General features: G+C 32.6%; 7 protein-coding genes. All 7 read left to right on the top strand.

The window, feature by feature from the left end; genetic code table 11:
- Window positions 1–200: 200 nt before the first annotated feature.
- The 7 genes from HMPREF3031_RS04800 (at window position 201) to HMPREF3031_RS04770 (ending at window position 6,534) form a co-directional block, all read left to right on the top strand.
- Window positions 201–2,261: a peptidoglycan D,D-transpeptidase FtsI family protein gene (locus HMPREF3031_RS04800; protein ID WP_037556407.1), complete on the top strand. Its 2,061-nt coding sequence runs from the start codon at window positions 201–203 to the stop codon at window positions 2,259–2,261.
- Window positions 2,262–2,399: 138 nt separating this feature from the next.
- On the top strand, window positions 2,400–2,942 hold the full coding sequence (locus tag HMPREF3031_RS04795; RefSeq protein ID WP_002481046.1) for a 5-formyltetrahydrofolate cyclo-ligase: 543 nt from the start codon (window positions 2,400–2,402) through the stop codon (window positions 2,940–2,942).
- A gap of 12 nt (window positions 2,943–2,954) precedes the next feature.
- The gene (locus HMPREF3031_RS04790; RefSeq protein WP_002481045.1) at window positions 2,955–4,412 is read left to right on the top strand and encodes a rhomboid family protein; all 1,458 of its coding nucleotides are present in this window, start codon (window positions 2,955–2,957) and stop codon (window positions 4,410–4,412) included.
- Complete coding sequence (locus HMPREF3031_RS04785; RefSeq protein WP_002481044.1) at window positions 4,396–4,596, top strand: YqgQ family protein; 201 nt, start codon at window positions 4,396–4,398, stop codon at window positions 4,594–4,596. Before HMPREF3031_RS04790 ends, HMPREF3031_RS04785 begins: the two co-directional genes overlap by 17 nt.
- Window positions 4,596–5,582, top strand: a complete 987-nt coding sequence (locus tag HMPREF3031_RS04780) for an ROK family glucokinase (protein ID WP_002481043.1) — start codon at window positions 4,596–4,598, stop codon at window positions 5,580–5,582. Before HMPREF3031_RS04785 ends, HMPREF3031_RS04780 begins: the two co-directional genes overlap by 1 nt.
- Window positions 5,582–5,911, top strand: a complete 330-nt coding sequence (locus HMPREF3031_RS04775; RefSeq protein WP_002481042.1) for an MTH1187 family thiamine-binding protein — start codon at window positions 5,582–5,584, stop codon at window positions 5,909–5,911. The genes HMPREF3031_RS04780 and HMPREF3031_RS04775 overlap by 1 nt, the downstream gene beginning before the upstream one ends.
- Window positions 5,911–6,534: an MBL fold metallo-hydrolase gene (locus HMPREF3031_RS04770; RefSeq protein WP_002481041.1), complete on the top strand. Its 624-nt coding sequence runs from the start codon at window positions 5,911–5,913 to the stop codon at window positions 6,532–6,534. The genes HMPREF3031_RS04775 and HMPREF3031_RS04770 overlap by 1 nt, the downstream gene beginning before the upstream one ends.
- Window positions 6,535–6,537 lie beyond the last annotated feature (3 nt).

Here is a 6,537-nt window from a genome sequence, read left to right as displayed (position 1 = left end):
TTCAAGTTATAACGGTAGTTTGTCTACGGTCTGACAGCAATTGGTTATCCAATTGCTGTTTTTTTATTGTTTCATTTGATTTTCACTTCTTTTACGAAGAAATCTTAAATTTATGTTTGGTTTTCTATGCAAATTATAGAAAAAAGTTCCGATTTCATATATCATTTGTTTAGAGAACTGTTGAATTGAGGTAGGTTGTATTGCTAAAAAGATTAAAGGAAAAAACGAATGATGAAAAAATCAGGAATCTGATGGATAAACGAATCGGATTCTTCTTCGGTCTCGTTGTCGTAGTATTTGTAATCATTGTTTTACGATTGGGTTACTTACAAATTGCACAAGGTTCTCATTACAAGCAACTCATTAAAAATGATGAAAATATTACGGTAAATGAATCTGTCCCAAGAGGAAGAATTTTAGATCGTAATGGTAAAATTCTTGTTGATAATGCTTCTAAAAAGTCTATTACATATACTAGAGGTAGAAAGACTTCACAAAAAGATATACTCAACGTAGCAGAACGCTTATCTAAATTAATAAAAATGGATACTGATCGTATTACCAAAAGAGATAAACAAGACTTCTGGATTCAATTACATCCTGATAAAGTTTCAGACATGATGAAAAAAGAAGATAAGATGCTTAGTGAAGGGGAAATTTCACAAGAACAGTACGATGAAGAATTGCATAATAAAATCAAGCAAAAACAACTTGATGATTTATCTGACAAAGACTTACAAGTATTAGCAATTTATCGTGAAATGATGTCAGGTTCAACACTAAATCCTCAAACTATTAAAAAGGATGATGTCAGCAATAAAGAATATGCTGCTGTGTCACAACAACTTTCAAAATTACCAGGTGTAAATACATCTATGGATTGGGATCGTAAATATCCTTATGGAGATGTACTCAGAGGTTTATTCGGAAGTGTTTCAACATCAGAAGAAGGTATACCAAAAGAACTAACTGATTACTATTTATCAAGAGGCTATTCAAGAAATGATAGAGTTGGTAAATCATATTTAGAGTATCAATATGAAAATGTATTACGTGGTAAAAAGAAAGAAATGAAATACACAACTGATAAATCAGGAGAAATAACGAATGCAGAAGTAGTTAATCCAGGTTCACGTGGAGATGATTTAGTACTTTCAATAGATATTGACTTACAAAAGAAAGTAGAAGAATCTTTAGAACATCAAATTAATAAACTTCGTGGTGAAGGTGCTAAGAACATGGATAATGCATTCATTGTAGTGCAAGATCCAAATAATGGAGATATCTTGGCTATGGCTGGTAAGCAAATTAAGCCAGATGGTTCCATGACAGATTATGATATTGGTAACTTTACTTCTCAATATACGGTTGGTTCATCTGTTAAAGGTGGAACTTTATTAGCAGGTTATCAAAACAAAGCCATACATGTAGGAGAACATATGATTGATGAACCTCTACATTTCCAAGGTGGGCTTACAAAACGTTCTTACTTCAACCAAAATGGAAAAGTAGATATTAACGATAAAGAGGCATTAATGCATTCATCAAACGTATACATGTTTAAAACAGCTTTAAAACTAGCGAAAGATCCATATCATTATAATATGGCATTACCAAACGATATTAGAGATGCAGGTCAAAAATTACGTAAAGGACTAAATCAAGTAGGTTTAGGTGTTAAAACAGGAATTGACTTGCCTAATGAAGTTGCAGGTCAAATAGAAAAATTAGATTCAAACAGCGGTAACTACTTAGACCTTGCGATTGGTCAGTATGATACGTACTCTCCATTACAATTATCACAATATGTTTCTACGATTGCGAATAACGGTTATAGAATTACACCACACGTTGGTCTTGAAATCAGAAAAGCAACAGATAAAGATAGTTTAGGACCGGTTAAACATAAAATACGCGGTAATGTATTGAATCGTCTTAACAACTCACCTGATGAAATTAAACAAGTTCAAAAAGGGTTTGATATGGCATTTAATAAGGAACCAGGTACTGGATATAAGAGTTTCCATGACACAGTCGTACCATCTGCTGGTAAAACAGGAACAGCAGAAGTATTCCAAGACGGAAAGCCAAGAGTTAACTCAACTTATATCGGTTATGCTCCTAAAGATAATCCTAAATTAGCTTTCTCAATTGTCTATACTAATCAACCCGTTCCAGAACCATGGTTACAAGGTGGAGATTTAGGTCGCGACATTATCAATTATTATTTCGGTAAAGAAAAGAAATCATCAAAATCATAATTTTTCAGCTGATACTCACTCATCGAGTATCAGCTTTTTTGTTTCTATATACCTTCAAATATTAAGTCTAATGACACTTATGCAGATAAACGTTATAATGAAAATATTAATTCAAATAGAAAATATTGGGGTGTTATCATGAAAAAATCTGAACTTCGCAAACAAGTTTTGCAGAAGATGAAAAATATTAACAATCTCAACAAAGAAAAAGCTGATCAATGGTTAAAAGAACAATTATTAAAGACTGACGCTTTTAGAAACGCAAAAACGGTTGGCATTGTATTGTCTATGGAACATGAGGTTAATACATTTCCGATTATTAAAGAAATCATCAGTCAAGGAAAAATCCCTTTTGTACCAGCAACTGATTATGAAACTAAACGTATGACATTCCAAAGACTAAATGATTTAAACCAATTAAGCACGGATGAAAAAGGTATCCAATACGTTGATGCCGATACAGAGCGCACAAATTCATTAGATTTATTAATTGTACCAGGAGTTGTTTTTAACCAAGAAGGCTATAGAATCGGCTATGGCGGGGGTTATTTCGATAAATTTTTAAATCAACATCGTACAGAAACAATAAGCCTAGTGTATGATACACAAATCGATAATACATTTAAACCAGAAGCACATGATGAAGTCGTTGAACGTCTGATCATTGCTAAAACTAGTTAAACTGGAGGCACCATGAATATAGAAAAACAATTTTGGAAATTAATTTATTATTATGTTAAATACTTCAACTACGAAATCGCACATATCAGTAAAAATGATACAGAAGTTTGGCTATCCAATAAAAATAAGAAAAAACTTATTATTGTTAAAACTGGAGTAAGTAGCTCTCAAGAAATACGTTTTGACAAAAGCAGAGTTTTAGAACATCAAAACGAAATTAGTGAATACACAGGATTCATTCCAAAATATGTGACTTTCAATTATTTAACTGAAAAAATCTTCACTTATGAGAACTTGAATGAAGTTCATCCTATTCACATGAATTTTAATGTCATTCGAAACCAACAAGATTTATTAAAAACTTTGCCGAACCCTATTATAACTAAGCTTTATTCGCGTCAAAATGATAAAACATCACTCTACTACAAGAAACGACTTTATAGTAACAATCCTATAGAAAAATATATGTTGAAATTTGCTCCAGTCACATACTCGCTTATTGCTATTAATATAATAATTTGGCTGTTTATGTTTTTGATCATCAATGCATTTACAAACAGAAGTTTATTAGATTGGGGCGGTTTAGTTCATTTTAATGTAGTGCATGGAGAGATATACCGTTTAATCTCATCTATGTTCATTCATTTTAACTTTGAACATATATTGATGAATATGCTTTCATTGTTTATCTTCGGAAAACTTGTTGAAGCCATTGCTGGTCATTGGAAAATGCTAGGGATTTATTTCATCTCTGGTATCTTTGGTAACATTGTATCTTTAGCACTGGACACAAACTCGATTTCAGTAGGTGCTAGTGGGGCAATTTTCGGTTTGATCGGCAGTCTATTCGCAATTATGTATCTTAGTAAACAATATACACCAAAAATGCTATTACAATTAGTTGGTGTATTAGCGTTATTAACAGTATTTTCATTATTTATGGCTAATGTAAATATCTACGCACATTTAGGTGGATTTATTGGCGGATTATTAGCTACTTTTATAGGTTATTATTTTAATAAAGATCGAAAGTTATTTTGGATTTTACTTGGTGTCGGTATTTTACTATGGATTATCTTGTTAATAAGAACATTCACTATTAAAGAGGATAATATTTATGATAAATTAATAAGTGAAGAGATGAGCAATGGTAATTACAACAAAGCTGAAGAGCTTATTAAACATACTATGAATAAAGGCTACGAAGATGATTATACATATTATTTAAGTGGTCTGTTAAAAGCAACAAAAGATTCAAAAGCTGAAGGAATTTCAACATGGGAACGCGGATTAAAACATTACCCTAACTCTGGCGTTCTAAATTATGAACTAGCAATTGCTAATCGTTCATTAGGAGATAAAAAATCGGCACTTAAACATATAAAGGTTGCAGTAAAATCAAATCCTCATAATGAAAAATATAAGTATCTAAAAAAAGAGTTGGAAAAACAAAATGAATCGTCAAATTAACACGTTTTACGACGTACAACAGTTACTTAAACAATTTGGGTTTATAATTTACTTTAAAGATAAACACGACATGTATGAAATGATGGAACAAGAAATTAGAGAGCTATTTGAATATCAACTTATCTCTAAGGACGCATTTATCAAGTGTATCTTAATAATCAATCAAAGAAGGATGAATAAGTAATGAGAAATTTAATATTGGCAGCCGATGTCGGTGGAACTACATGTAAACTAGGAATTTTTGATAACAAACTTGAAAGAATCACTAAATGGTCGATACAAACTGATATCAGTGATCCATCAGGTGTCGTTTTACTTAAATCTATTTACAGTGCGTTTGTACAAAAAATGAATGAACTAAGTCTAAAAATGGAAGATGTTATTGGATTGGGAATTGGTGTACCAGGACCTGTTGATTTCGAATCAGGTATTGTTCATGGAGCAGTAAATTTAAACTGGCCTGGGGATGTTAACGTGCGAGCGATTCTTTCACAATTTGTAAGTTTCCCGATTTTTGTTGACAACGATGCTAATGCAGCGGCACTAGGTGAAAAACATAAGGGTGCAGGTCATGATGCAGATGATGTTGTAGCCATTACATTAGGCACTGGAGTAGGTGGCGGTATTATCTCAAATGGTAAGTTAGTCCACGGTCATAATGGTTCTGGTGCTGAAATTGGTCATTTCAGAGTAGACTTTGATCAACGGTTTGCTTGTAATTGTGGTAAAAATGGTTGTTTAGAAACTGTTGCTTCAGCAACAGGTGTAGTTAACTTAGTTAAATTTTATCATCCTAAACTTACAATCAAATCTTCGATTTTAGAGCTTATTAAAGAAGATAGAGTCACTGCAAAAGATGTTTTCGATGCTTCTAAAAAAGGTGATTTGTTCTGCTTATTTATTACTGAACGTGTTGCAAACTATATCGCTTATGCATGCAGTATCATCAGTGTAATGAGCAACCCGAAATATATTATCCTAGGTGGCGGAATGTCTGAAGCAGGAGATATTCTAATTGAAAATATTAAAACTGAATATAGAAACCTTACTTTTACACCTGCACAAAACGGCACTGAAATTGTGAAAGCACAATTAGGAAACGATGCCGGCATTACTGGTGCTGCAGGTTTAATAAAAACATATGTTATTGAAGAGGAGCGTGTTGAATAATGGCTATCGTAGACGTAGTCGTAATTCCAGTAGGAACAGAAGGTCCAAGTGTAAGTAAATATATTGCAGAAATTCAAACAAAATTAAAAGAATTCAAAGAACAAGGTATCATTGATTACCAGTTAACACCTATGAATACCCTAATAGAAGGTGATTTGAAAGACTTATTGCATGTCGTTCAAGTAATTCATGAACTGCCTTTTGATAAAGGTCTAGACAGGGTATGTACTAATATAAGAATAGATGACCGTCGAGACAAATCTAGAAAAATGAATGATAAATTGGTCTCTGTTCAAAAACAATTAGACAAAAATAGTGGTGAAAAATAATGGAAATTTCATTTTTAACTTTAGGTATAGCGGATACAAACACTTATTTTATAGAAAATGAAGACAGTGTTTTACTTGTAGATCCATCAAGTGATGGGCAAGAGATTATTTCAAAACTTAAATCTATTGGCAAACCGTTGAAAGCAATCATTTTAACTCATGCGCACTTTGATCATATCGGTGCATTAGACGAAGTCTTGGAGCACTATGATGTGCCTGTTTATCTTCATAAAGAAGAATTTGATTTTCTTACTGAACCTGCAAAAAATGGTTCTGAAAAATTCAGTCAATATGGTTTAAATCCTATTACAAGTCATGCAAAACCTATTGCACTCGATGAAGGTAAACATGATATCGAAGGATTCAATGTCGAAGTCATGCATACACCTGGTCATTCACCAGGAGGGCTCACTTTTATCTTTGATGATTTCGCATTAGTTGGAGATGCTTTATTTAATAACGGTATCGGAAGAACAGATTTATATCGTGGAGACTACGAAACATTAGTAGACTCTATACAAGATAAAATTTTCACTATCAAAGATGATCTACCGTTATATCCAGGACATGGCCCTTCTACCACTGTAGAAGGTGAACAATTAAATCCTTATCTACACGGCTAAAAT

The sequence above is a fragment of the Staphylococcus sp. HMSC072B07 genome, assembly GCF_001815505.1.
GTDB classification, from domain to species: Bacteria; Bacillota; Bacilli; order Staphylococcales; family Staphylococcaceae; genus Staphylococcus; species Staphylococcus simulans.
Note: the sequence above shows the minus strand (reverse complement) of the source record. Positions and strands in the feature narration are given on the sequence as shown.